Below are 24,805 nucleotides of genomic sequence, written 5' to 3'. Positions count from 1 at the left end.
AACCTCCTTGGATGGGCGGGGCTGTCGGGGTGAGGCTCAGGCGGTCGGGAGCGGGCGTCAGGTGGTCAGGAGCAGCGCGACGACGGTGGCGGGCACGGCTCCCGCGGCGAGGAGCGCTCCCGCCAGCATGAACGAACGAACCGAGATCGTCACCCGATGACGCCTGATGTACTCGAACCAGATGAGAGTCGACAACGACGCCCACGGCGTGATGATCGGCCCCACGTTCGTCCCGACCAGCAACGCCAGCAGCTGATCCGTGCCGGCCCCCGCCAACGCGTGCTCCCCGGCCACGTACGCCGGAAGGTTGATCACCAGGTTCGACAACGCCGCCCCCGCGGCCGCCGCCCTGAAGGCGCCCTCCGCCCCGCCCTCCGCCCCGATCAGCCAGCGCATCATCGTGTCGAGCCCGTGCAGGCCCAGGGTCGGCACGACGAGGAAGAGGCCCGTCACGAAGATCAGCAACTGCCAGGGGATCAGCCCCCAGGTCAGCTTCTCCCGAGCCCTGGCCGCGAAGGCCGCCACGACGATCGTCACCGCCACCAGCGCGGCCACGTGCACGCTCACGTTGGCGAGCACCAGCACCACGAACAGAGCGCAGGCCAGGGCCGCCGCGCCGAACAGCACCCGGTCCGCGGGCCGCTCGGGCTCCGGGGGCGTGTAGCGGTCGGCCTGACGTCTGCCCCGCCGCCAGTACAGCAGCCACAGGAACGACATCGACACCGTCAGCGACACCACCTGCGGCACCCACATCCGAGCGGCGAACTCGTGCGTGCTCAGCCCGAGGCGGTTCATCGCGAGCAGGTTCGTGAGGTTGGAGACCGGCAGCAGCAGGCTCGCGGTGTCGGCCAGCCACACCGACATGATCGCCACCGGCAGCACCTTGATGCGCGCCTTGGGCGCCAGCGCCAGCAGGACCGGGGTGAGCAGTGCCGCCGCGGTGTCACGGTTGAGGAACATGGTGACCAGGGCGACGAAGATCGAGCACAGCAGGAAGAGCGCCAGGTAGCTGCCCCCCGCCAGCCAGGCGAGCCTCGCGGCGATCAGCTGGAACACCCCGGCCTGCTTGGTCAGCTCGGCCAGCACCAGCACCCCGGTCAGGAACAGCAGGATGGGGGCGATGCGCACCATGCTCGCCTGCGCCTCGGCCATCGGCAGCAGGCCGGTGGCCACACACCCCAGGCCCGCGGCCAGCACGGCCACCTGGGCCCACAGCAGGGGGCGCGCCCTGGCCGATCGGCTGGGGCGCCGGGGGGCGTGATGTCGCTCCACGGGAGTCACTGCCCTGGGAACGACCGCGTGCCCGGCCCAGGTTCCGCCGGGCACGGACTGTCCGTCCTTTGGGGTGGGCTTGGAGACACCGCAGGGCCTCGTGGATCGCGGGTGAGAGACCCGAACCGCCCCGGATCGTCACGGCGGCCCGCCACGCCCGCTCGTCGCCCGTGTCCCTGGAGGGGGCCCAGCCCCGTGCGGCGGGTGGGGGTGACCCATGCGTGCCGTACATGACGAGCGACCGCGCGGCCCGCGACCAGAGGCCGGGGGCACACGCCGGGACCACGGGATCGGATCGGGGGATCGGATCGGGGGATCGGATCGCGGGCTTCCCGAGCGATCGCCGGGAACGCAGAAACGGCCCCGCACCGGAGTGCGGGGCCGTTCTATGAAGCTACCTCAGAGCCGAGCTCAGCTCTGGCCGCCGGCGAGCTTCTCGCGCAGAGCGGCGAGAGCCTCGTCGGAGGCGAGGGCGCCCTGCGTGGCAGGAGCCTGGGCGGACGGGGCGGTCTCACCGGTGTAGGTGGACGGAACCTCGCCGGCCTCGGCCTCAGCCTTGCGGGCCTCCTCGATCTGCTTCTTGTGAGCCTCGAAGCGGGTCTGGGCCTCGGCGTACTGCCGCTCCCACTCCTCGCGCTGCTTGTCGAAGCCCTCGAGCCACTCACCGGTCTCCGAGTCGAAGCCCTCGGGGTAGATGTAGTTGCCCTGGTCGTCGTAGGTCGCGGCCATGCCGTAGAGCGTCGGGTCGAACTCGACGTCGACACCGGCGTTCTCGTTGGCCTGCTTCAGCGAGAGGCTGATGCGGCGACGGTCGAGGTCGATGTCGATGATCTTCACGAAGATCTCGTCGCCGACCTGGACGACCTGCTCCGGGATCTCCACGTGGCGCTCGGCCAGCTCGGAGATGTGGACCAGGCCCTCGATGCCCTCCTCGACGCGGACGAACGCACCGAACGGCACCAGCTTGGTGACGCGGCCCGGCACGACCTGGCCGATCTGGTGGGTGCGGGCGAACTGCTGCCACGGGTCTTCCTGGGTCGCCTTGAGCGACAGGGAGACGCGCTCGCGCTCCATGTCGACGTCGAGGACCTCGACCGTGACCTCCTGGCCGACCTCGACGACCTCGGAGGGGTGGTCGATGTGCTTCCAGGACAGCTCGGACACGTGGACCAGACCGTCGACGCCACCCAGGTCCACGAAGGCACCGAAGTTGACGATCGAGGACACGACGCCCTTGCGGACCTGGCCCTTCTGGAGGGTGTTGAGGAAGGTCTGGCGGACCTCGGACTGCGTCTGCTCGAGCCAGGCGCGGCGCGACAGAACCACGTTGTTGCGGTTCTTGTCGAGCTCTATGATCTTCGCCTCGAGCTCACGGCCGACATACGGCTGCAGGTCGCGGACCCGGCGCATCTCCACGAGGGAGGCCGGGAGGAAGCCGCGCAGGCCGATGTCGAGGATGAGACCGCCCTTGACGACCTCGATGACCGTGCCGGTGACGATGCCGTCCTCGTCCTTGATCTTCTCGATCGTGCCCCAGGCCCGCTCGTACTGAGCGCGCTTCTTGGACAGGATGAGGCGGCCCTCCTTGTCCTCCTTCTGGAGGACGAGAGCCTCTACGTGCTCGCCGACTTCCACGACGTCAGCCGGGTCGACATCGTGCTTGATGGAAAGCTCACGCGAGGGGATGACACCCTCGGTCTTGTAGCCGATGTCGAGAAGAACCTCGTCTCGATCGACCTTGACGACGGTGCCCTCGACGATGTCGCCGTCGTTGAAGTACTTGATGGTCTCGTCGATCGCGGCGAGGAAGGCTTCCTCGGACCCGATGTCGTTGACCGCAACCTGCGGGGTGGTCGAGGTGGCCTCAGTGCTGGACGTCATGTGTGGAATTGCTCCGAACGCGGACAGAAGTCGATTGGCGGGCGCGTTGCAGGCCTTTGTTCGTTCAAGCCGGTTCGACCAGATCGAGCGCGAGCCCGCTCCGTCTGAGGCGCGCGCGAGCCCACAGCGCAGCGATCAGCATATGAGACCTGGAGCCAGGGGTCAATCCGAGGCCGGTTCGGCAGCCGCCTAGTAGGCGATGATCTGGCCCTTCCGCTTGGGGTGGATATTACCTCGGAGGGCCTTGGGAACGGAGACGTGATCAGGGTCTCCGTCGGAGACATACCTCTCACCTGGGTGCTTGTTCAGCCATTCCAGCCAGTACTGCGAGCACCATTTGCGGCATTCGCCCTTCTTGCCGTTGCTCTGGATCCGCTGGATCGCTCCCGGGTCGAAAGACTTCGCGTAGGGCGAAACCGACGGCTCGGCCCCGGCGAGGAACACACCCGCGATGCCGTACGGCGTGCCGTCCCACGAACCCTTGGCCGCCGCCTTCTTGCTGCGCGGCATGCTCCCGAACGGCAGAGCCATCGTCTGGGACGGTTCCACGCCCAGCTTCTTCAGCAGCCGCTCCAGCCGCACGATCTGCTCGCGCACCTTCTTGGTCTTCAGCGTGCGCAGGTTGTAGTGGCTCCAGGTGTGGTTGGCCACCTCGAACCCGTTGCGCACCAGCCACTGCGCCGCCCTGGCCTGCTCGGCCGGGTCGTCGAGGCCGAAGGGCCGCTTGTTGATCCAGAAGGTCGCCACCGGCTGGAAGTGGGGGTACTTCCTGGCCACGTCCATGAGGATCCCCACCGCGGTGTGCCGCTCGGGGCGGCCGTCCGCGCCCAGGCGGAAGTGCGACTCATGACCGTCGTCGAAGGTCAGCACCACCGGGTACTTGCCCGCCGGTACCCGGATGTCGCCCGTCGCGAACTGCCTGGCCGTGATCGGCACGTAGCCCTGCCTGGCCAGCTTCTCCAGCTCCTTGCGGAACTGCGACGGCGTGCGATCGATGGAGGCCAGGCGCTTCTTGATGATCCGGTGGTACATGAGCACCGGGATCAGCCCCGACTCGTTCGCCTTGACCTGCTTGGCGAAGGCCGGCGTCGCCACCACGCCGGGCGGCGGCTGGTAGACGGCGCTCGGCTGCGGCTTCGGCCGGTCAGCCGCGGGCCGCACCGCCGTGTCGGGCTCGCCGGAGGGCAGTAACCACAGGGCCGCCAGAGCGAGGACCACGACGACGACGTTGGCTGTCGCGATGATTCGGGCGAGTGACGCTGTACTCCGCACGGAACTCCATGGCCGAAGGGGCTGCCAGCAAATCTTCAGCGTAGTGGAACCGGGCGCAAATACGGACATGACGGAGGGGGACCACGGTCATGACCGCTGGGGCTCACCTGGCGCGCATGGGGGTGAGGGCGGGCTGGTCACGAACTCCCCGTGGAGTGGCTCCACGGGGGTGGCACGGGGAGAGCGGCGGGCTCGGAGCCGCCCAGGCAGGAGTGGGCTCGCGGGGCAGCACGGGGAGGAGTGGACTCGCGGGGCAGCACGGGGCGCCACGCCGGGCTTGGGAGCAGCACGGGGCGTCCGGCCCTGGAGCAGCACGGGACGTGGCCGGGGGCGGGAGCCGTCGCCCCTCGCGCCACGCGACGAGCGTCTTGGCTGCGGGCAACGAGCGCCCGGCCTGGGCCCGCGCCTCAGACGGCGAGCCCACGACAAAGACGGCGGCCCCACGGGCGAGACGGCAGCGCCGTGATCAAGGCGGAGCCTCGGACGACCGAGGCGGCGACGCCATGACCAAGGCGGCGGCCCCAAGACTCCAGGGCCGGGCCGAAGGTGACTGGTCGACGGCCGAGACCGTAGGCCACGGCGGAGGCCGCGGATCCGCGACCTAGGCCGCGGGCCGAAGGGGGCGGGCCGAAGGGGGCGGGCCGAAGGGGGCGGGCCGAAGAGAGCGCCGAAGGCGGCGGGTCGACGGCTCCGGGGCGACGGCTCCGGGGCGACGGCCGGGACCGCAGACCCGGCCGAGGCGTCGGGACCGGACGAAACCGCGAGGCCCGGCCGAGGCGTCGGGGCCGGACGAAACCGCGAGGCCCGGCCGGAGGCGGGGTCAGTGGCCCGCGTCCTCCCAGGTGCGGCCGACGCCGACGGAGACCTCCAGCGGCACCCGCAGCGGATACGCCTGCGCCATCTGCTCGCGCACCAGCGCCGTCAGCGCCTCCAGCTCCCCCGCCGCCACCTCGAACACGAGCTCGTCGTGCACCTGGAGGATCATCCGCGACGCCAGCCCCGCCTCCCCCAGCGCCTGGCGCACGTTGAGCATGGCGACCTTGATGATGTCGGCCGCCGACCCCTGGATGGGCGCGTTGAGCGCCATGCGTTCGGCCATCTCGCGCCGCTGGCGGTTGTCGCTGGTGAGGTCGGGCAGGTAGCGGCGCCGTCCCATGATGGTCTCGGTGTAGCCGTCGGTGCGCGCCTGCTGGACGATCGCCTGGAGGAAGTCGCGCACGCCGCCGAACTCCTCGAAGTATTCGTCCTTCAGGGCCCGCGCCTCGGCGACGGGGATGTTGAGCTGCCCGGCCAGCCCGAAGTCGGACAGGCCGTAGGCGAGGCCGTAGTTCATCGCCTTGATCTTGGCCCGGAGTTCGCCGTCGACCTGCTCCGGCGGGATGTCGAACACCCGCGAGGCGGTCGCCTGGTGGAAGTCGTGGCCGGAGGCGAAGGCCTCGATCAGCGACCGGTCTTCCGACAGGTGGGCCATGATGCGCAGCTCGATCTGGCTGTAGTCGGCCGTGAGCAGCGTGTCGAAGCCGGATCCGACGGTGAAGCCCTGCCGGATGCGGCGGCCTTCGGCGGTGCGGATCGGGATGTTCTGGAGGTTGGGCTTCTCCGACGACAGCCGTCCGGTGGCCGCGACGATCTGGTTGAAGGTGGTGTGGATGCGCCCGTCGTCGGAGATCTCGGCCAGCAGCCCGGTGACGGTGGTCATGAGCTTCTGCTGGTCGCGGTGGCGCAGCATGATGACGGGCAGTTCGTGGTCGGTCTGGGTGGCCAGCCAGGCGAGCTGCTCGGCGTCGGTGGAGTAGCCGGTCTTGGTCTTCTTCGTCTTGGGCAGCCCCAGCTTGGTGAAGAAGATCTCCTGCAGCTGCTTGGGCGAGCCGAGGTTGAACTGCTCGCCGACGACGCGGTGGGCCTCCTCGACGGCCTGCTTGACCCCGGCGGCGAACTGGGCCTCCATGCCCGAGAGGTATGCGCGGTCGACGGCGATGCCCGCCCGCTCCATCTCGGCCAGCACGCGCAGCAGCGGCAGCTCGACGACGCCGAGCAGGTTGGTGCCGCCGCGCTCGCCCAGGAAGTCTTCGAGGGCGTCGGCGAGCTCGCGCACGGCGGCGGCGCGCAGGGCCAGGTCCTTGGCGGGGGCGTCCTCGTCGTCGCCGAACAGCGCGGCCTGGCCGCTGGACTCGGTCTCGGCGCGCAGGTCGCGGTTGACGTAGCGGCGGGCCAGGTCTTCGAGGTCGAAGGTGCGCTGGCCGGGCATGGCGAGGTAGGCGGCGAGCGCGGTGTCGCACGACAGGCCGCCCAGCTCCATGCCCATGGTCCACAGCGCCAGCATCGGCCCCTTGGCGTCGTGGACGGCCTTGGGGGCGTCGGAGGCCAGCCAGGTGGCCAGGGCGGTGAAGTCGTCCTCGGTGAGCTTGACGGGGTCGATGTGGGCGGCGGTGCCGTCGGGCGAGGCCACGGCGATGGCGTCGATGCGGCCCGTGCCGCTGCCGTACGCGCCCTTGAAGGCCAGCCCGGCGCGGCCCTCGGGCAGCGCCGACAGCCAGCCGGCGACGCGGCCGGGGCCGAGGATCACGGTCTCGACCTCGAAGCCCTGCTCGGGGTCGGCCTCGCCGGTGCCGAGCACCTTGAACACGCGCTCGCGCAGCTCGCCGCGGATCTGGAGGGAGTCGAAGAGCTTGTTGATCTCCTCGCGCTGCCACTGGCCCTGCTTGAGCTCGTCGATGGCGACGTCCATCGGCACGTCGCGCAGCAGCTCGGTGAGGCGGCGGTTCATCAGCACCTGGTCGAGGTGGTCGCGCAGCTTCTCGCCGACCTTGCCCTTGACCTCGTCGACCCGGTCGACGAGTGCGGTGAGCGAGCCGAAGTCGCGCACCCACTTGGCCGCGGTCTTCTCGCCCACGCCGGGGATGGACAGCAGGTTGTCGCTGGGGTCGCCGCGCAGTGCCGCGAAGTCGGGATACTGCTGCGGCGTCAGCTCGTACTTCTCGAAGACGGCGTCGGGGGTGAAGCGGGTCATGTCGCTGATGCCGCGCCGCGTCATGAGCACGGTGATGCGCTCGTTGACCAGCTGCAGGGCGTCGCGGTCGCCGGTGACGATCAGCACGTCCATGTCGGCCGCCGCGGCCTGGGTGGCCAGCGTGGCGATGAGGTCGTCGGCCTCGAAGCCGGGCTTCGACAGGTAGGGCACGTGCAGGATGTCGAGCAGCTCGAAGATGAGCCGCATCTGGTCGCGGAACTCGTCGGGGGTGGCCGACCTGTTGGCCTTGTATTCGCCGTAGGTCTCGTGCCTGAACGTCGGCTCCGACCGGTCGAAGCAGACCGCGATGTGCGTGGGCTGCTCATCCCTGATCATGTTGGTCAGCATCGACGTGAACCCGTAGACGGCCGCCGTGGGCTGGCCGTCGGTGGTCATCAGGTTCGCGTCCTTGAGGGCGTAGAACGCCCTGTACGCCAGGGAATGCCCGTCCAGCAGCAGGAGACGGGGCCTCACGGGGGTCGCTTCACTCTTCGGCACACACGCAGCCTAGTCTCCAAGTGCGACAGAAAACCTGAGGAGACGACACCTTGACCTTGACAGACACCGACTTCATCAACTCCCTGAACCAGGGCACCCTCGGCGAGCGCATGGGCATCGAGTTCCTCGAGGCGAGCGCCGAGCGCGTGGTGGCCCGGATGCCGGTGGAGGGCAACACCCAGCCGTACGGCCTGCTGCACGGTGGGGCCTCGGTCGTGCTGGCCGAGTCGGTCGGCTCCATCGCCGCCGCCATCCACGCCGGTCCCGAGCGCATCGCGGTCGGGATCGAGATCAACGCCACCCACCACCGCTCGGCCACCGAGGGCTTCGTGACGGGTACGGCGACCGCCCTGCACGCCGGGCGCACCCTGGCGACCTACGAGGTGGAGATCGTCGACGACCAGGGCCGGCGCGTGTGCACCTCCCGCATCACGTGCATGCTGCGCGACCGCCCGTAACGGGCGACACACCTTGCGACCAGTGAACCTTCTGTGAGTTTCGGTCTCCCTTTGCGCACGGCTCCCGGGGTCGCTACCGTTGTCCCAGCAGAGCCCGCGGGGAGGCCGAGTAGATAACGTGTGGGGCCGGGGAAGCCCTTCATGGTCCCAAAGGTCCTCCCCCGGGTTCGATCTTCCCCACCACCGTCCGTGACGACTTCCGGACGCCCTCAATCCCCGCGGGGACCACTCCCAAAGGAATTCGTAGGACATTTCCCCGATAGTCCCAATTTTGCCCCTACCAGGTCACTGACCTCGGTGGATTCCTTACATCAGTCCCATCACTAATTGGTGACGAACGGTTTGGAACCGGGCGTACCCGGAATAGGCTCCCGCAACAGCATCCCAGTCGTGCCTGCGATGCCTGCGTGTCGAGAAGGGGGGTCCTGACCGGACCCCCTCGGACTTCAAGGGAGCAAGATTGCGCAGAGCCGTGATCGCGTTCACGGCCTTCCTGGGTGGGCTCATTTTCCTGTTCGCCGGCCCGGCAAGCGCCGCGGCCGAAGGCGAGGGGCTTAAGGGCACTCTCACACACCAAGGCCAACCAGTGAATGGCGCGAAAATCGTCGTGACCACCGAGGACGGTCAACCCGTCCAGGAGCTCACCACCAACGCCCAGGGCACGTGGGAAGTGGCCGTCCCGAAGGCCGGGAAGTACAAGGTCACTCTGGACGCCAGCACGTTGCCCCCCAACCTCCAGCCGCGTGGAGGACAGAACGTCCGTACGCCGCAGGTCTTCGAGGGCAACGTCAGTACGGTGCTCTTCCCCTTGGAAGCCAAAGCGGCGCCAGGTGAGGCCCCGGCGGCGGACCCCAGCGAGGGTGCCCTCTTCCGTCAGGCGGCACAGCTCGCCTTCGAGGGCCTGAACCTGGGCCTGATCATCGCCCTGGCCGCACTCGGCCTGTCGCTGATCTACGGAACGACCGGGCTGACCAACTTCGCCCACGGCGAGCTGGTGACCCTGGGCGCCGTCGTGGCGTTCATGTTCAACACCGGCATCTTCGGCTGGTCGGGCATGCCTCTGGAACTGGCGGCCCTGCTGTCGCTGATCGTCTGCGGCGCCTTCGGATACTTCCAGGACCGCTTCTTCTGGGGCCGGCTGCGCAAGCGCGGCACCGGCGTGATCGCGATGATGATCATCTCGATCGGTGTGGCGATCCTGCTGCGCAACATGATCCAGTTCTTCTTCGGCGCCCAGAACGAGTCGTTCTCCGACTACACCGCCCAGGCCGGCATGGAGCTCGGCCCGATCACCGTGGCCCCCAAGAACCTGTGGGCCATGGGCATCGAGCTGTTCGTCCTGATCGTCGTGGGCGTGGCGCTGCTCAAGACCCGCCTGGGCAAGGCCGCCCGCGCGGTCTCCGACAACCCGGCGCTGGCCGCCTCCTCGGGCATCGACGTCGACCGGGTGATCCGGATCATCTGGACTCTCGGCGCCGCCATCGCCGCGCTGGCCGGCATCATGCTGGGCCTGTCGCAGTCGCTGAAGTTCACCATGGGCCAGGACATCCTGCTCCTGATCTTCGCCGGCGTCACCCTCGGCGGCCTCGGCACCGCGTTCGGCGCGCTCGTCGGCTCCATCGTCGTGGGCGTGTTCATCCAGGTCTCGACGCTCTGGGTGCCGCCGGAGCTGAAGTCGGTCGGCGCGCTGGCCATTCTGATCATCGTGCTCCTCGTCCGGCCGCAGGGCATCCTGGGCCGCCGCGAGCGGATCGGCTGACGGGGGGTAACTCATGGACTGGCTAACGATTCTCACGACCACCGTCCACGCCGCGATCGGCTGGGAGGTGGTGGTCTACGGCCTCGCCGCGATCGGCGTCAACATCCACTTCGGCTACACGGGCCTGCTCAACTTCGGTCAGGCGGCCTTCATGGCGGTCGCCGGTTACGGCCTGGCGGTGACGATCGTCGTCATCGGCCTGCCGTTCTGGGTCGGCATCCTCGTGGGCCTGGCGGGAGCCGTGCTCCTGGCCCTCCTGCTGGGTGTGCCCACGCTGCGGCTTCGCGCCGACTACCTGGCGATCGTCACGATCGCCGCGGCCGAGATCATCCGGCTCATCTTCCGCTCGGTGGCCTTCAAGGAGACCTTCGGCGGATCCGACGGCCGGCGCGGCTTCAACAACGACTTCTACGAGATCAACCCGTTCCCGCCCGGCCACTACGGCATCGGCCCGTTCGGCTTCAACGAGCGCACCTTCTGGCTGCTCGTCGTCGGCTGGGTCACGCTGGCGGTGTGCTGCGCGGTGGTCTACCTGCTCATGAAGAGCCCGTGGGGCCGCGTGCTGAAGGCCATCCGGGAGGACGAGGAGGCCGTGCGCAGCCTCGGCAAGAACGTCTTCTCCTACAAGATGCAGTCGCTGATCCTCGGCGGCGTCATCGGCGCCCTGGGCGGCTTCTTCTACGGCCTGTACAACGGCTCGGTCCAGCCCGACGTGTTCGGCACCGAGATGACCTTCTTCGCCTACACCATCGTCATCCTGGGCGGCGCGGCCCGCGTCCTCGGGCCCGTCGTCGGCGCGATGGTCTTCTGGGTGCTGTTCGTCTTCATCGGCAACTTCCTGAGCGAGGCGGTCCGGGCGGGGTACATCACCGTCATCACCGAGACTCAGGTCGGGCCCATCCGCTACGCCCTGGTCGGTCTCGGCTTCATCCTGCTGCTCGTCTTCCGGCCGCAGGGCATCTTCGGTGACAAGAGGGAGATCGCACTCGATGCCCGATAACCAGACGACCACCCGCAAGGCCGCCGCGCTGGCCGCCTTCCAGGGGCTGGAGCACGAGCCCGGCGTGGCCAAGCCCGACGCGATCCTGACCGCAGACAACGTGGTGAGGCGCTTCGGCGGCCTGACCGCCGTCGACGTCGGCCACGTCGAGATCCAGCGCGGCTCCATCACCGCGCTGATCGGCCCCAACGGCGCCGGCAAGACCACGTTCTTCAACCAGCTCACCGGCTTCGACACCGCCGACGCGGGTTCGTGGAGCTTCAACGGCAAGGCCATGAACGGCGTGCCCGCGCACAAGGTCGCCCGCTCCGGCATGGTCCGCACCTTCCAGCTGACCAAGGCGCTGTCGAAGCTCACCGTCATGGAGAACATGCGGCTGGGCGCGCAGGGCCAGAAGGGCGAGAACTTCTTCCGCGCCCTGATCCCCGGCTCGTGGCGCGGCCAGGAGGACGAGATCACCAAGCGCGCCGAGGAACTCCTGGTGCGCTTCAAGCTCGACGCCAAGAGCGAGGACTTCGCGGGAAGCCTGTCCGGCGGCCAGCGCAAGCTCCTGGAGATGGCGCGGGCGCTGATGGTCAACCCCGAGCTGGTCATGCTCGACGAGCCCATGGCGGGCGTCAACCCGGCGCTCACCCAGTCGCTGCTCGGCCACGTCAAGGACCTGCGCGAGCAGGGCATGACGGTGCTGTTCGTCGAGCACGACATGGACATGGTCCGCGACATCAGCGACTGGGTCATCGTCATGGCCCAGGGCGCGATCATCGCGGAGGGCCCGCCCGACTCGATCATGTCCGACCATCGGGTGATCGACGCCTACCTGGGCGCCCACCACGACGCGCCGCTGTCGGAGGAGGAGCTGCAGCAGCAGTTGCACGAAGCCGAGGCCGCGCTCGAGGCCGAGGCCGCAGAGGAGGAGGCCGCCAAATGAGCTCCGCATCCGAGTCCAAGGCGGCGGTCATCGACCGCAGTTCCCACCTCAGCGGCGCCGAAGGGGCGGTCCTGCGCTGCGACGAGCTGATCGCCGGCTACCTGCCCGGCGTCAACATCCTCAACGGCTCCGACCTCTACGCCCAGCAGGGCGAGCTGATCGGCATCATCGGCCCCAACGGCGCCGGCAAGTCCACGCTGCTCAAGGCCATGTTCGGCCTGGTCAACGTGCGCCGGGGCACCGTCAAGCTCAATGGTGAGGACATCACCAACATGAAGGCGCACTCGCTGGTCTCCCGTGGCGTCGGCTACGTCCCGCAGACCAACAACGTCTTCCCGAGCCTGACCATCGAGGAGAATCTCGAGATGGGCGCCTTCCAGCAGCCCAAGAGGTTCAAGGAGCGCTTCGACTTCGTCGCCGAGCTCTTCCCGGCCCTCATGGAGCGGCGCAAGCAGCGCGCGGGCTCCCTGTCGGGCGGTGAGCGGCAGATGGTGGCGATGGCCAGGGCGCTCATGACCGAGCCGTCGGTGCTGCTGCTCGACGAGCCGTCGGCCGGCCTGTCGCCCAAGCTGCAGGACCTGGTGTTCATCCAGGCCCAGCAGATCAACAAGGCGGGCGTCACGGTCATCATGGTCGAGCAGAACGCCAGGCGCTGCCTGCAGATCTGCCACCGCGGCTACGTGCTGGACCAGGGGCGCAACGCCTACTCCGGCACGGGCAAGCAGCTCGCCAACGACCCGAAGGTCATCGAGCTCTACCTGGGCACGCTCGCGCGCGCCTGACGTCTCGTCCGCTTCACAAGGGGTACGGCCGGCCGGCCGTACCCCTTTAGTGTGGGACGGGTGAGATCTCTTCTGGTCTTGGCCGTCCTGGTGCTCCTGACCGGTTGCCAGAGCGAGCCGCCCCCCAAGTACAGCAGCAACTCCAACACCGACTCCCCCTGCGCCCGCGTCGTGTCGGCCATCGGGTACGCCGAGCTGATGTTGTCGCCGAAGGGCCAGGAGGAGGGTCAGAACTTCGAGCCCGCCGTCCTGGGGCGCATCGCCGAGACGCGGGGCATCAACGCCGAGTTCGGCGGGCGGCTGCCCGCCGAGGCCCGTACGGCGGCCGCCGAGGTGGAGCGCACGGCCGCAGGGCTCTCGATCGCCGACACACCCCACGACAGGCAGGTGGAGCTGCTCAGGCAGTACCGGGCGGCCACCGACGAGATCAGGAAACACTGCGCGGGCAAGTGAAAAGCCCCCGGCCGTGACGGCCGGGGGCTGTTTCGTCGTGCTCAGGCGGACTTAGCCGGCGATGTTGCCCGTGCGGTAGTCGACCTTGTCGGTGAGGGTGTTGTCCTCGCCGTAGGTGTAGATGCCGATGGTGGCGACGGCGGGGTCACCGACCTCGTCGAACTCGATCGGGCCGGACAGACCGTCGTAGTCGATGTCCTTGCCGGCCTTCAGCAGCTCGACGCAGGTCTTGAAGTCCTTGCACTTCTCGCCGCCCTTGGAGACGTTGATGAGCTCCTTGGCGACGTCGACGCCCGCGTCGGACTTGGCGGCCTCGGCTGCCAGGGCGATGAGGTTGGCGGCGTCGTAGGACTCGGCCGCGTAGTTCCAGTCCTTCAGGTCCGGGTTGATGGCCAGGGCCTTCTTCTGGAAGTCCTCCGGAGCCGCGGCGCCGGGCTGGGTGCCCTTGACGCCGGTCAGCGTGCCCTTGGGCATCTTGACGTAGTTCGTGTTCGACAGGTTGCCGTCGACCATGTACCACTTGTGCTTGTCAGCGGTCAGACCCTGCTTGACGAGCTCCTGGATGACCTTGGCGGTCTCCTCGAAGCCGATGAGGGCGATCGCCTTCGGGTTCGCGGCCTTGATCTTGGCGATGTCCGCCGAGAAGTCCGCGGCCTTCGGGTCGTAGTCGACACGGGCGACGACCTGGCCACCGCCGGCCTCGACGGCCTTGGTGGTGTTGTCGGCCAGACCGGTGCCGTACGAGTCCTGCATGGCCATGATGCCCACGGTGTCGCTGCCGTCGGCCAGGATCAGGTCACCGAGCACGCGGCCCTGCAGCTTGTCCGGCGGAGCCGCGCGGAAGTACAGGCCCTTGTCCTCGATCGTGGTGAAGCTGTCCGAGGTGTTGGCGGGCGAGAAGTGGATCACGCCGGCGCCGGTGATCTTGTCGATCACGGACTCGGACACCGAGGACGAGGCGGCGCCGATGATGGCGTCGGCCTTCTGCGCGAGCAGCTTGTCGACCGACTGCGAAGCGATGTTCGTGGTCGTGTCACCGGAGTCGGTGTGGATCTTCTCGACCTGCTTGCCGAGAACACCACCGGCCTCGTTGATCTCCTGAACAGCGACGTCGACGCCGGCGAACTCGGGCGGGCCGAGGAAGGCGAGCGAGCCGGTCTGGGGCAGCAGCGTGCCGAGAATCAGCGTGCCGTCACCCTTGGCAGGCGCAGCGGCCGAGGTGGCGGGCGCCGCGCTGCCGGTGTCGGTGGCCGCGGGTGGGTTGGCGGTGGTTCCCCCGCCGCCACACGCCGCCAGGGCGAGGCTCGCCGCAGCCGCGACGGCCAGCGCGCGCCCGAGAGGGGCAATGCGGATCATGAAATGTCTCCTCCATCCAGGCCCGGGAGAGGTCAGCACCGCCGACGGTTCCCGATCGAATGACGGAAACGTACAAAACTCCTGCTGATCTGGGCCAGAGTCATGGAAGAACTGTCGGCACTTGGATGCGGAGTCGTAATCACTCCTCAACTTACGAGAGTGAAGGTCAGCCCTAATGTGCGAGAGGTGAAGCGCGTACTGCTGGCGATCCTGACCGTCGCCGCCTGTTCCGCCCAGCCCGCCACGACCGCGAAACCGCCGCCCTCCACGGACCCGCCGGTCGGCGTCACGGTCGGCCTGGGGCAGTGGCGGATGGACGAACCCGTCCACCGCTTACAGGCGGCGGTTAAAAATTCGACCGACATTCCCATCTATTTCGCTGATGTCCAGCTCGTCAGCGATTCCTTCGAGATCCTGCCGCCCGCGCGCACCGACGCGACGCTCCGCCGTACGAAACGAACCGACCTCAAGATGCCGTACGGCGCGGCCAGATGCCGTCCTGACGGCGTTCCCCCGCTCCAGCCCGCCTCGGTGGTCGCGCACATCCGCGTCGGCGACCAGCCGCTGCGCAAGGTGATCTTCCCGGTGCCGCACCCCGACCCGCTGCTCCAGCGGCTCCTGCGCGACGAGTGCCAGGCCTACCTGATCAAGCAGGTCGTCGACCTCACCTTCGGGTCCGCGTGGACGCGCAAGGGCGAGGAACTGCACGGCACGCTCCAGGTGAGCAGGCGCACCGGCACCGATCCCGTGACCGTGGTGTCCGTCGACGGCACCACCCACTACCAGATCAGCGCGCCGAAGTCGGTGCTCAAGGGCACCGAGCAGCGGCTGGAGGTGCCCGTGGTGGTGCTGCCGGGCCGCTGCGACCCGCACGCCTTCGCCGAGGCCAAGAAGGCCTACCTGTTCCCCGTCCGCGCCGCGCTCGGCCAGGACGAGGCCAAGGTCGTGATCGTCGTGCCCGACGAGCAGAGCCAGCGGCTCATGCTCGACTACGCCAAGGAGGTCTGCGGGCTGCCGTAGCCGCGCCTCAGCCGTTCTGGGCCGCGTCGTCGATGACGAGCTGGGCGACTTCCTTCATGCTCAGCCTGCGGTCCATGGAGGCCTTCTGGATCCAGCGGAAGGACTGCGGCTCGCTCCAGCCGTGCTTGGCCATGAGCAGACCCTTGGCCCGCTCGACCAGTTTGCGCGTCTCGAGCTGGCCGCTGAGGCTGGAGACCTCCTGGGCGAGCGCCACCATCTCCTCGTGACGGCTCACCGCCATCTCGATCGCCGGGACCAGGTCGGCCTTGGTGAAGGGCTTGACCAGGTAGGCCATCGCGCCGGCGTCCCTGGCCCTCTCGACCAGGTCACGCTGGGAGAAGGCGGTCAGGATCAGGCACGGGGCGATCCGCTCGGCCACGATGCGCTCGGCCGCCGAGATTCCGTCGAGAATGGGCATCTTCACGTCAAGGATGACCAGGTCGGGGCGGAGCTCGGTGGCCAGTTTGATCGCGCTCTCGCCGTCGCCGGCCTCGCCCACGACGACGTAATCCTCCTCCTGGAGCATCTCCTTGAGGTCAAGGCGGATCAGGGCCTCGTCTTCCGCGATCACTACTCGCCGCTGCGTACTCACGAGCGCAAGAGTACCGAGGTCCGCTAGATTAGAGCGAGGCCGGAGCCCCCGTGGATCTGATCGACGGTAAGCTGACGGCAACCAACGGGGAAATTTCCCTTGCCCTGGTACTCCAACGGCAGAGAGAGCGCTCTCAAACAGCGTCAAGTGTGGGTTCGAATCCCACCCAGGGCACCCAGTAGTTTGGGCACGTGACTGCTTTCGATCCCACCGTGACCGGCGCCTACGGCACGGGCCTCGCCACCGTCGCCGCCGACGGCACCGTCCTCGACACCTGGTTCCCCGCGCCCGAGCTGGGCGAGCCGTCCTTCGTCGGCACCGAGCGGCTGACCGCGGGCGACGAGCGCGCCGCCGAGTTCGCCGAGTTCGCCGAGCTGGCCGGTCCCGACCCGGCGCGCGGCGTCGAGGTCGTGGTGGTGCGCACCGCCATCGCCAAGCTGTCCGAGCCGCCCGCCGACACGCACGACGCCTACCTGCGCCTGCACCTGCTGTCGTCGCGCCTGGTGCGTCCCCACGGGCTGAACCTCGACGGGATCTTCGGCCTGCTCGCCAACGTCGTGTGGACCAGCCACGGGCCGTGCCCGGTCGAGGGCTTCGAGCGGACCAGGCTGCGCCTTCGCGCGCGCGGCGCGGTGGCGGTCTACGGGGTCGACAAGTTCCCTCGCATGGTCGACTACGTCATGCCGTACGGGGTGCGCATCGCCGACGCCGACCGCGTACGGCTCGGCGCGCACCTGGCCTCGGGCACGACGGTCATGCACGAGGGCTTCGTCAACTTCAACGCCGGCACGCTGGGCGCCTCGATGGTCGAGGGGCGCATCTCGGCGGGCGTGGTCGTGGGTGACGGCTCCGACGTGGGCGGCGGCGCCTCGATCATGGGCACGCTGTCGGGGGGCGGCAAGGAGGTCATCTCGGTCGGCGAGCGCTGCCTGCTGGGCGCCAACTCGGGCATCGGGATCTCGCTCGGCGACGACTGCGTGGTCGAGGCCGGGCTGTACGTGACGGCGGGCACCAAGGTGGCGCTGCCCGACGGGCGCGTGGTCAAGGCCAAGGAGCTGTCCGGCGGCAACGGGCTCCTGCTGCGCCGCAACTCGCGCAACGGCGCCGTGGAGGCCGTGCAGCGCCAGGGCACCGGGATCGAGCTCAACGCGGCCCTGCACGCCAACTGAGGCCTCCTGAAGCCCGCGGGCTCCCACTGGGCCGACCTGGGCTCTAAAGGCCCCACAGGGCCGACCTGGGGCTCAGCAGGCCCACACCGGAGAACCAGAGGGCCGAGCCGGGGCTTACGAGGCCGGTCCGCCGGGAGCGATCAGGCCGGTCTCGTAGGCGACCACCACGGCCTGGACGCGGTCGCGCAGGCCGAGCTTCGACAGGATGCTCGCGACGTGCGTCTTCACCGTCGCCACGCTGAGCGTCAGCCGGTCGGCGAGCTCGGCGTTGCTCAGCCCGGTGGCGAGCAGGCGCAGCACGTCCAGCTCGCGCGCCGTCAGCTCCGACAGGTCGCGGTGCAGGTCGGGCCGGGCGTTGTCGCGCCGGGCGAAGCGCTCGACCAGGCGGCGGGTGATGGTGGGCGCGAGCAGCGCGTCGCCCGAGCGCACGAGGCGCACCGCCGCCACCAGGTGTTCCGGCGTGACGTCCTTGAGCAGGAATCCGCTCGCGCCCGCGGCGAGCGCGGCGTAGACGTAGTGGTCGAGGTCGTAGGTGGTCAGGATCAGCACGCGGGTGCCCTCGGCGCCGCCCGCGAGGATCCGCCTGGTGGCCTCGAGCCCGTCCATCTGCGGCATCCTGATGTCCATGAGCACGACGTCGGGTCTGCTGCGGCGGACGGCGGCGACGGCCTCCTCGCCGTTGGCGGCCTCGGCGGCGACCTCGATGCCGTCGGCGGCGAGGATCATGCGGAAGCCGGTGCGCACCAGGGCCTGGTCGTCGGCGATGACGACGCAAAGCCGTCCGGTCATGGGGTCCTCCACGGGACACGGGCCTTGATCAGGAATCCGCCGCCCGCCGTACGCCCGGCGTGCAGGGTGCCACCGTAGACGGCGAGCCGTTCGCGCAGGCCGATCAGCCCCCTGCCGCCGCCGGCCCGCGGGCCGGCGGTCCGCCCGCCGCCGGTGTCGCTCACCTCGATCTCCAGCCAGTCGCCCTCGTGGCCGATCGTCACGGACGCGGCGGACCCGGCGGCGTGCTTGATCGTGTTGGTGAGGGCCTCCTGGACGACGCGGTAGGCGGCGAGATCGACCCCGGGCGGCAGGGGCACGGGCGGCGACCCCGTGACGCGCACCGGCACCCCTGCGGCGCGCACCCGCTCGACCAGCTCGCCCAGCTGGTCGAGCCCCGGCTGCGGCGCCAGGCCGTCGGCCGGTCCGTCGAGCCGGTCGCCGCCGGGACCGGCGAGCAGGCCCATGACGTTGCGCAGCTCGGACATGGCGGCCCGGCCACCGGACTCGATGGCGAGCAGGGCCTGTTTCGACTGCTCCGGCTCCTCGTCCATGATCTTGCGAGCGGCGCCCGCCTGGATGACCATGACGCTGACGTTGTGGGTGACCACGTCGTGGAGTTCGGCGGCGATCCGCGAACGCTCCTCAGCGACGGCCCTTCGCATGGCGTCGGCCTGCGCCTGCTCCAGCTCGGCGAAGCGGCTCCTGCTGGCTCCGAGCTGGCGCCGCCAGACGTGCGCGAAGCTCCCGGCGGCGCCGACGCCCAGCAGGACGACGAAGGGTCCCATCCAGTCCGGCAGGGCGGGCGCGACGTCGCGGAAGGCGCCTCCGGCCAGACCGGCCGCGAGCACGAGACCGCCCACGGCCAGGAACCGGTTACGGCCGTGGGCCGCGGCGCCGTACGCCGCGACGGCGCAGGTCAGCACGGTGATCCAGGTCGCCCCCTGGTGCGTGGCCAGCGCCGCGGCCATCACGGCCCAGAAGGTGACGAGCGGGAAGCGCCGCCGCGCCGCCAGCGGCAGCGCCGTCAGCGCCACGAGCACCTCGGGCGGGTCGTACGGCCGCGGGCCGGACGGCACGGGGTCGGGGGGCGGGAACGGCACGTCGGCGGCCGGCGGGTGGCCGATCGGAGGATCGGGCAGCGGCGCGGAGTCGGGTGTGGCGGGCGAGGCGGGCCGCAGCTGCAAGTAGTCGAGCACGTCGGGATGGTCCGCGACGGGGCCGATCGCCGGGTGCCTCGACGCGACGGCGAGCGCGACGACGGTCAGCACCACCGCGACCGCCGCGTCGGCGGCCAGCGCCCGGCGTGAGGGCCTGGGCGGTCCTTCCCCGCCCGGCGGCGCCCCACGCCCGCTGCCGAGGCCGAGCCGATGCCGCCACCAGGGCGGCCGTTCGCCGTTCTCCACGGGCCCATTGTCATGCCCGCGCCGCCGTCGCCGCATCGGCCGCCGTGACGAGCCTCGTGACCTCAGGGAGTAGGTCGCGGGGATGACCCGGCGGCCCGTCGTCCTGGCGACGGAGGCGATATCGCTTCGGCGGCCGAGGCGTCGCCGAGCGGGCCGCGCCTACGGTCGAGACCCCGACGAAGCGGTTCAGGAGGACATCGCGTGACCTCGGTCCTACAAGCCCAGGCCCTGGGCAAGAAGTACGGCAGGCGCTGGGCCCTGCGCGACTGCACCATCGACATCCCGGCCGGCCGCGTCGTCGGCCTGGTCGGCCCCAACGGCGCGGGCAAGACGACGCTGCTGAAGCTCGCCGCCGGGCAGCTCGAACCGACCTCGGGCGCCGTCACCGTGCTCGGCGGCAGGCCGGGGCACGAGCCCGCGCAGCTGGCCAAGGTCGGTTTCGTCGCCCAGGGCACCCCCGTCTACAACACTCTGACCGTCGCCGACCACCTGCGGATCGGCGCGAGGCTCAACCCCCGCTGGGACGCGCCCCTGGCCCTGGAGCGCGTCGAGCGCCTCGGCCTGGCGCGCGGGCAGCAGGCGGGCAGGCTGTCCGGAGGGCAGCGAGCCCAGCTCGCCCTGACCCTGGGCCTGGCCAAGCGACCCGAGCTGCTGATCCTCGACGAGCCCGTCGCCTCGCTCGACCCGCTGGCCCGCCGCGCGTTCCTGCAGGAGCTGACGCAGGCGGCCGCCGAGCACGCGCTGAGCGTGCTGCTCTCCTCCCACCTGGTCTCCGACCTGGAGCAGATCTGCGACTACGTGATCGTCCTGGCCGGATCACGCGTACAGGTGGCCGGGGAGGTCGGCCGGCTGCTGGCCGGCCATCCCCCACTAGGCCTGGAGGACCTCGTGCTGGCCTACATGGACGGCAGCGCGGTCGCGGAGGTGCGGCGATGATCTGGCTCACCTGGCGCCAGTTGCGCGGCTCCGCCACGATGACGGCCGCGGTCCTCGTCGTCCTGGCCACCGCCCTGGCCCTCACCGGGCCGGAGCTGGCCTCCACCTACGCCGTAGGGATCGAGGCATGCGTCCCCGACGGCACCTGCATCGACTTCTTCGACCGGTTCTTCGCCGAGCACGACATGGCCTTCCTGGCCCTCACCCTGGTCGTGCTGGTCGTGCCGGCGCTGGTCGGGCTCTTCTGGGGAGCGCCGCTGGTCAGCCGGGAGCTGGAGGCGGGCACCCACCTGCTCGTGTGGAACCAGAGCGTCACCCGCGGCCGGTGGCTGGCGGTCAAGCTCGGGCTCGCGGGCCTGGCGGCCATGACCGCCGCCGGGGTGTGCGGCCTGGCGGTGACCTGGTGGTCGGCGCCGCTGGACAGGTCGGCCGTTCCGGAGATGGCGCAGATGGCGCCCATAGTGTTCGGAGCCCGCGGCATCGCCCCGATGGGGTACGCGGCCTTCGCCTTCGTCCTGGGCGTGACCGTGGGCATGCTCGTGCGCCGCATGCTGCCCGCCATGGCCCTGACGCTGGTCGCCTTCGCCGCGATCCAGCTCGCCGTCCCGCTGCTCGTCCGCCCCCACCTGATGCCGCCGGTCAGCGGGACCTTCGAGCTCGGCCGGGAGAACCTCGACGGCATCGGCGCGCCACAGGGCGGATCGCTGCAGGTGTTCCTGAGGACCTCGGCCGTTCCCGGGCACCCCGGTGCCTGGGTGCTGTCGAGCAGGCTCATCGATCGGTCCGGCCGTGCGGTCTCCGCCGGTGACGGCAGCTCCGGACCGTCGTCGACCATCGTGCGCGCCGTACCGGTCTCCACGACGTCGGGCCCCTGCTCGCCGCAGGCGCTGACCGGAGGCGGGTGCACGGCCGAGATCAACCGGCTCGGCTACCGGCAGCAGGCGACCTACCATCCGCTCGAGCGGTTCTGGCCGTTCCAGTGGATCGAGAGCGGGATCTACGGCCTGCTCACCCTCGGCCTCACGGTGTTCTCCTTCTGGTGGATCAGGAGGCGCCTGTCATGACGATCGCCAGGATCATGGCGGCGGCGCTCGTGCTCGTCCTGGCGGCGGCCTGCACGGCGCCCGCGCCGCCGCGCGCCGAGGCGGGCGCGCAGTCCGGTACGGCCTGCGCTCCGCCCGGGGCCGCACCGGGCGCGGAGACGGCCACCACGATCGACGTCATCGGGCAGGCCTACCGCTGCATCCTCGGCAACCACTACGGCGGCGCCACCCTCGACGCCCGCTCCCTGCTGGTCGCCGCCTTCGCCGCGCTGACCAGAGAACTCGACCGGTCAGGTCACGACGTGCCCGAGGCCGTCATGCCCGCGCTGAGCGGCGACCGCACGGCCGACTGGGCGGCATTCGAGGCGGCCTACCGCAAGATCATCGACAGTGTCACCGAGCGGGTTCCCGGTTTGCGCGACCGGCTGGCGGTCGTCACGCTCGAAGCGCTCGTGGCCGCCCTCGGCGACAATCACGCCACCTGGACCCGTCAGGTCCCGCGCCCGCCCGGGTTCTACGACGGCGACGGCTACGGCCTGGGCCTGGAGGCCGGCGTCAGCGGCAGGCAGGCCTCCGGCGACCTGGCCGCCGCCGCGCCGCCGCTGTTCGTCACCGCCGTCCAGGGAGGCTCGGCCCTGGCCGCCGGGCTGCGGCCCGGCGACGTCATCGAATCGATCAACGGCTCCGCGCCCTTCGTCGACGGGCGCGCCTCCCCCGTCCTTGCCGCCCTCCATCCGGCCTACCCCGAGGCACGGCCGGTACGGCTGCGCCTGCTGCGGAACAGCACCCGCTGGAACGTCACGCTCAAGCCCGGCCTCTTCCCGCGTGACCTGGAAAGCCTGCAGGTGGTGCGGTCGAAACTCCTGCGGAACGTCGCCTACGTGAAGATGACCGGATTCGCCCCCGACTCCGCCAACCGGGTCCTGCGCGCGATCATCCGGATGCGCGCCGGGCGCACGCTGGCCGGCGTCGTGCTCGACCTGCGCGGCAACGGCGGCGGCAGCCCGGTGGAGGCGACGCGGCTGCTGAGCGCGTTCGTCCACGGCGAGAACACCGCCTACCAGTGCACCGCCGAGGGCGCCTGCCAGACCACGCCGACCGACGACACCGTCGAGCTGCTGCGCCTGCCGCTCGTGGTGCTCACCGACCGGGGCTGCGCCTCGGCCTGCGAGCACTTCGCCGCCGCCGTCAAGGACCTGCGCCTCGGACCGCTCGTCGGCACCAGGACCGCCGGGCTGATCTCCGGTCCGGCCCGGCCGTACCTGCTCGCCAACAACACCTTCCTGAGCCTGCCCTCCAGGCACCACCGCGCGCCGGGCGGCGAGGTGATCGACCGGATCGGCGTGCCGCCCGACCACCACGTGCCCGCGACCCCGGCCGACGCCGCGGCCGGGCACGACGCCGCGGCCGGGCACGACGCCGCCCTGGCCAAGGCGCTGTCCTTGCTGCCCGCGTGAAGGGATCCGTCACCCGCCATGAGAAGACTTCTGATCGTCGCCGCGGGGCTGGCCGTCCTGACCGCCTGCTCCGCGCCCGCGCCTCCACGCTCCGCCGTACGGCAGGCGCAACCGTCAGGTCCCGTCACCCTGCCCGCCCCCACCGGTCCCCGGCCGGTCGGCACCACGGTCCTGCACCTGACCGACGGCTCGCGCCCCGATCCCTGGAACCTCGACGCCGACACCAGGGAGCTCAAGGTCACCCTGTGGTACCCGGCGGCGCGGCGTGACGGCCCGCGCGCGCCGTACATGTCGGTCAAGGAGGCCGAACTCCTGCTGCGAGGCTCGGGCAGCTCGACCTCGCCCGCCTCCGCGCTGAGCATGACGCGCACCCACGCCGTCAAGGACGCCGCCCCCGCCGGGCGGGCGCTGCCGCTGGTGGTGCTCTCACCCGGCTTCACCAAGCCGGTCAGCACCCTCACCTCCCTGGCCGAGGACCTGGCCAGCCGCGGGTACGTCGTGGCGGGCGTCGACCACACCTACGAGAGCTACGCCACGACCCTGGCCGACGGCCGGGTGGCCGAATGCCTGGCCTGCGACAGCGACACCGACCCCGGCTTCCGCGCCGCGCTCGTCAGGGTGCGGGCGGCCGACGTCTCCTTCGTCCTGGACGAGCTCGCGTCCCGGTGGGCGCACGCGGAGGTGATCGACCGGGAGAGGATCGCGATGGTCGGCCAGTCGATAGGCGGGGCCGGCGCGGTCGCGGCCATGGTCGTCGATCCCCGCGTCCGGGCGGGGATCGACATGGACGGGACCACGTACGCGCGGATCCCTCAGGGCGGGCTGTCCCGGCCGTTCATGTTCCTGGGCTCGCGCGAGCACGTCCCCGGCGGGCGGGACCACACGTGGGATCGCGACTGGAAGCTGCTGACCGGGTGGAAACGCTGGATCGTGCTGACCAACGGCGAGCACCAGTCGTTCACCGACGTCCCCCTGCTGGCGCGCACGATCGGCCTGGAGCCGCTGCCGGGGATGCCGGCGGCGGAGCGCGGGTCGGAGCTCACCAGGACGTACGTGGGCGCCTTTCTCGATCTGCACCTGAAGGGGCGCCAGCAGGGAGTCCTGGAAGGGCCGTCGCGCCATCCCGAGGTGAGGTTCGCCGTCAGCACGGGCCGCTAGGCCGCTCGGCGCTGCTGAGCCCGCAGACCTTGGCCGCCATGCGCCTGGCGTCCGCCGTGAGCTCCCTGCGGGCGTCGGCGTCGCCCGTCGAGTGGCCGTAGGTGGAGGTGTACACCATCAGCGCGCCGCCGCGGCGGGCGACGATCCACCACTGGGAGGACTCCCACGCCCTGATCTCGCTGTAGTACGTGCGGCCACGGACGAAGACGGCCTCGTCGCCGACGCGGGTGCGGGTGGCCAGGTAGCGGTGGCCCTTGGTCTTCCTGGCACAGCGCTTCAGGTCGGTCTTGAGGCGGGAGAAGTGCGCCTTGGCGTCGGCGGTGTCGTGGTAGAGCGCCAGCTGCTCGCCGTAGGCGGAGGGCGCCGAGGTGCTGATCATGATGGTGCGGGCGGCATAGCGTCCTGTCACGGGCGCCTTGCGCGCGCACGGGTTGAGGACGAGCTGCTTGCCGGGATCGTTGCTGACCTCGCTCCAGGTTTCGTCGTGGTCGGGCAGGGCGGCGGTGGCGTCGAGGGTGAGGAAGCCGTGCGGGATGGCCGCCAGGGTCAGCGCCAGCAGGAGGATCATGAAAGGTCAGACGCCGCGA

At 70.3% G+C, this 24,805-nt stretch carries 21 protein-coding genes and 1 tRNA gene; 13 read left to right on the top strand and 9 right to left on the bottom strand.

Annotated features, from left to right (window positions below):
* Nucleotides 1-57: 57 nt before the first annotated feature.
* The 4 genes from HNR30_RS05755 to polA form a co-directional block, all read right to left on the bottom strand.
* Nucleotides 58-1,272, bottom strand: a complete 1,215-nt coding sequence (locus tag HNR30_RS05755; RefSeq protein ID WP_312894251.1) for an ArsB/NhaD family transporter — start codon at nt 1,270-1,272, stop codon at nt 58-60.
* A 411-nt stretch (nt 1,273-1,683) separates the two neighbouring features.
* Nucleotides 1,684-3,153, bottom strand: a complete 1,470-nt coding sequence (gene rpsA / locus HNR30_RS05750; RefSeq protein WP_181608565.1) for a 30S ribosomal protein S1 — start codon at nt 3,151-3,153, stop codon at nt 1,684-1,686.
* 189 nt (nt 3,154-3,342) lie between these two features.
* Nucleotides 3,343-4,371, bottom strand: a complete 1,029-nt coding sequence (locus HNR30_RS05745; protein ID WP_312894250.1) for a polysaccharide deacetylase family protein — start codon at nt 4,369-4,371, stop codon at nt 3,343-3,345.
* Nucleotides 4,372-5,245: 874 nt separating this feature from the next.
* Nucleotides 5,246-7,933: a DNA polymerase I gene (polA, locus tag HNR30_RS05740; RefSeq protein ID WP_181608563.1), complete on the bottom strand. Its 2,688-nt coding sequence runs from the start codon at nt 7,931-7,933 to the stop codon at nt 5,246-5,248.
* 110 nt (nt 7,934-8,043) lie between these two features.
* On the opposite strand from polA, the gene HNR30_RS05735 reads away from it, so the two are divergent.
* The 6 genes from HNR30_RS05735 (at nt 8,044) to HNR30_RS05710 (ending at nt 13,313) form a co-directional block, all read left to right on the top strand.
* Nucleotides 8,044-8,391: a PaaI family thioesterase gene (locus tag HNR30_RS05735; RefSeq protein WP_181608975.1), complete on the top strand. Its 348-nt coding sequence runs from the start codon at nt 8,044-8,046 to the stop codon at nt 8,389-8,391.
* 472 nt (nt 8,392-8,863) lie between these two features.
* Nucleotides 8,864-10,150 carry a branched-chain amino acid ABC transporter permease gene (locus HNR30_RS05730; protein WP_181608974.1) on the top strand — a complete coding sequence of 429 codons (1,287 nt, stop codon included), beginning with the start codon at nt 8,864-8,866 and terminating at the stop codon, nt 10,148-10,150.
* A gap of 13 nt (nt 10,151-10,163) precedes the next feature.
* Nucleotides 10,164-11,150, top strand: a complete 987-nt coding sequence (locus HNR30_RS05725) for a branched-chain amino acid ABC transporter permease (RefSeq protein ID WP_181608562.1) — start codon at nt 10,164-10,166, stop codon at nt 11,148-11,150.
* Nucleotides 11,140-12,078 (top strand): ABC transporter ATP-binding protein, encoded by a 939-nt coding sequence (locus HNR30_RS05720; RefSeq protein WP_181608561.1) that lies wholly within the window; start codon nt 11,140-11,142, stop codon nt 12,076-12,078. The genes HNR30_RS05725 and HNR30_RS05720 overlap by 11 nt, the downstream gene beginning before the upstream one ends.
* Nucleotides 12,075-12,860, top strand: a complete 786-nt coding sequence (locus HNR30_RS05715) for an ABC transporter ATP-binding protein (RefSeq protein ID WP_181608560.1) — start codon at nt 12,075-12,077, stop codon at nt 12,858-12,860. Before HNR30_RS05720 ends, HNR30_RS05715 begins: the two co-directional genes overlap by 4 nt.
* A 60-nt stretch (nt 12,861-12,920) precedes the next feature.
* Nucleotides 12,921-13,313 (top strand): hypothetical protein, encoded by a 393-nt coding sequence (locus HNR30_RS05710; RefSeq protein WP_181608559.1) that lies wholly within the window; start codon nt 12,921-12,923, stop codon nt 13,311-13,313.
* Between the two features lie 51 nt (nt 13,314-13,364).
* On the opposite strand, the gene HNR30_RS05705 is transcribed toward HNR30_RS05710, so the two are convergent.
* Nucleotides 13,365-14,669 (bottom strand): ABC transporter substrate-binding protein, encoded by a 1,305-nt coding sequence (locus HNR30_RS05705; protein ID WP_181608558.1) that lies wholly within the window; start codon nt 14,667-14,669, stop codon nt 13,365-13,367.
* A gap of 186 nt (nt 14,670-14,855) precedes the next feature.
* Between HNR30_RS05705 and HNR30_RS05700 the strand changes: the two genes are divergently transcribed.
* Nucleotides 14,856-15,689 (top strand): hypothetical protein, encoded by an 834-nt coding sequence (locus HNR30_RS05700; RefSeq protein WP_181608557.1) that lies wholly within the window; start codon nt 14,856-14,858, stop codon nt 15,687-15,689.
* Between the two features lie 7 nt (nt 15,690-15,696).
* On the opposite strand, the gene HNR30_RS05695 is transcribed toward HNR30_RS05700, so the two are convergent.
* The gene (locus tag HNR30_RS05695) at nt 15,697-16,281 is read right to left on the bottom strand and encodes an ANTAR domain-containing response regulator (protein ID WP_312894248.1); all 585 of its coding nucleotides are present in this window, start codon (nt 16,279-16,281) and stop codon (nt 15,697-15,699) included.
* Between the two features lie 101 nt (nt 16,282-16,382).
* Here HNR30_RS05695 and HNR30_RS05690 point away from each other — a divergent pair.
* Nucleotides 16,383-16,455, top strand: a tRNA-Leu gene (locus HNR30_RS05690).
* A 17-nt stretch (nt 16,456-16,472) separates the two neighbouring features.
* Nucleotides 16,473-17,450, top strand: coding sequence for a 2,3,4,5-tetrahydropyridine-2,6-dicarboxylate N-succinyltransferase (gene dapD / locus HNR30_RS05685; protein WP_181608556.1), 978 nt, complete (start codon nt 16,473-16,475; stop codon nt 17,448-17,450).
* Between the two features lie 114 nt (nt 17,451-17,564).
* On the opposite strand, the gene HNR30_RS05680 is transcribed toward dapD, so the two are convergent.
* On the bottom strand, nt 17,565-18,239 hold the full coding sequence (locus HNR30_RS05680) for a response regulator (RefSeq protein ID WP_181608555.1): 675 nt from the start codon (nt 18,237-18,239) through the stop codon (nt 17,565-17,567).
* Entirely contained in the window at nt 18,236-19,624 is a 1,389-nt protein-coding gene (locus tag HNR30_RS49930; protein WP_312894247.1) for a sensor histidine kinase, read from the bottom strand. Before HNR30_RS49930 ends, HNR30_RS05680 begins: the two co-directional genes overlap by 4 nt.
* Before the next feature lie 201 nt (nt 19,625-19,825).
* Here HNR30_RS49930 and HNR30_RS05670 point away from each other — a divergent pair, with 201 nt between their 5' ends.
* The 4 genes from HNR30_RS05670 to HNR30_RS05655 are packed head-to-tail and all read left to right on the top strand — an operon-like array spanning nt 19,826 to nt 24,218.
* Complete coding sequence (locus HNR30_RS05670; protein WP_181608554.1) at nt 19,826-20,560, top strand: ABC transporter ATP-binding protein; 735 nt, start codon at nt 19,826-19,828, stop codon at nt 20,558-20,560.
* A complete protein-coding gene (locus tag HNR30_RS05665; RefSeq protein ID WP_181608553.1) occupies nt 20,557-21,624 on the top strand; it encodes an ABC-2 membrane transporter-related protein in 1,068 nt (355 codons plus the stop codon). Before HNR30_RS05670 ends, HNR30_RS05665 begins: the two co-directional genes overlap by 4 nt.
* Nucleotides 21,621-23,060: a S41 family peptidase gene (locus HNR30_RS05660; RefSeq protein ID WP_181608552.1), complete on the top strand. Its 1,440-nt coding sequence runs from the start codon at nt 21,621-21,623 to the stop codon at nt 23,058-23,060. Before HNR30_RS05665 ends, HNR30_RS05660 begins: the two co-directional genes overlap by 4 nt.
* 18 nt (nt 23,061-23,078) lie before the next feature.
* Nucleotides 23,079-24,218: an alpha/beta hydrolase family protein gene (locus tag HNR30_RS05655; RefSeq protein WP_181608551.1), complete on the top strand. Its 1,140-nt coding sequence runs from the start codon at nt 23,079-23,081 to the stop codon at nt 24,216-24,218.
* Here the strand turns inward: HNR30_RS05655 and HNR30_RS05650 are convergent.
* The gene (locus HNR30_RS05650) at nt 24,202-24,786 is read right to left on the bottom strand and encodes a hypothetical protein (RefSeq protein ID WP_181608550.1); all 585 of its coding nucleotides are present in this window, start codon (nt 24,784-24,786) and stop codon (nt 24,202-24,204) included. The genes HNR30_RS05655 and HNR30_RS05650 overlap by 17 nt on opposite strands.
* Nucleotides 24,787-24,805 lie beyond the last annotated feature (19 nt).

This window comes from Nonomuraea soli (assembly GCF_013761175.1).
Classification (GTDB): Bacteria; Actinomycetota; Actinomycetes; order Streptosporangiales; family Streptosporangiaceae; genus Nonomuraea; species Nonomuraea soli.
The sequence above is the reverse complement of the archived record's forward strand: the minus strand, read 5'-3'. Positions and strand labels throughout refer to the sequence as shown.

Excerpts from the sequence above, each read along its gene's own strand:
- rpsA (WP_181608565.1), bottom strand. The coding sequence starts at position 3,153 with ATGACGTCCAGCACTGAGGCCACCTCGACCACCCCGCAGGTTGCGGTC.
- HNR30_RS05735 (WP_181608975.1), top strand. The coding sequence starts at position 8,044 with ATGGGCATCGAGTTCCTCGAGGCGAGCGCCGAGCGCGTGGTGGCCCGG.
- HNR30_RS05725 (WP_181608562.1), top strand. The coding sequence starts at position 10,164 with ATGGACTGGCTAACGATTCTCACGACCACCGTCCACGCCGCGATCGGC.
- HNR30_RS05720 (WP_181608561.1), top strand. The coding sequence starts at position 11,140 with ATGCCCGATAACCAGACGACCACCCGCAAGGCCGCCGCGCTGGCCGCC.
- HNR30_RS05715 (WP_181608560.1), top strand. The coding sequence starts at position 12,075 with ATGAGCTCCGCATCCGAGTCCAAGGCGGCGGTCATCGACCGCAGTTCC.
- HNR30_RS05705 (WP_181608558.1), bottom strand. The coding sequence starts at position 14,669 with ATGATCCGCATTGCCCCTCTCGGGCGCGCGCTGGCCGTCGCGGCTGCG.
- HNR30_RS05680 (WP_181608555.1), bottom strand. The coding sequence starts at position 18,239 with ATGACCGGACGGCTTTGCGTCGTCATCGCCGACGACCAGGCCCTGGTG.
- HNR30_RS05665 (WP_181608553.1), top strand. The coding sequence starts at position 20,557 with ATGATCTGGCTCACCTGGCGCCAGTTGCGCGGCTCCGCCACGATGACG.
- HNR30_RS05660 (WP_181608552.1), top strand. The coding sequence starts at position 21,621 with ATGACGATCGCCAGGATCATGGCGGCGGCGCTCGTGCTCGTCCTGGCG.
- HNR30_RS05655 (WP_181608551.1), top strand. The coding sequence starts at position 23,079 with ATGAGAAGACTTCTGATCGTCGCCGCGGGGCTGGCCGTCCTGACCGCC.
- HNR30_RS05650 (WP_181608550.1), bottom strand. The coding sequence starts at position 24,786 with ATGATCCTCCTGCTGGCGCTGACCCTGGCGGCCATCCCGCACGGCTTC.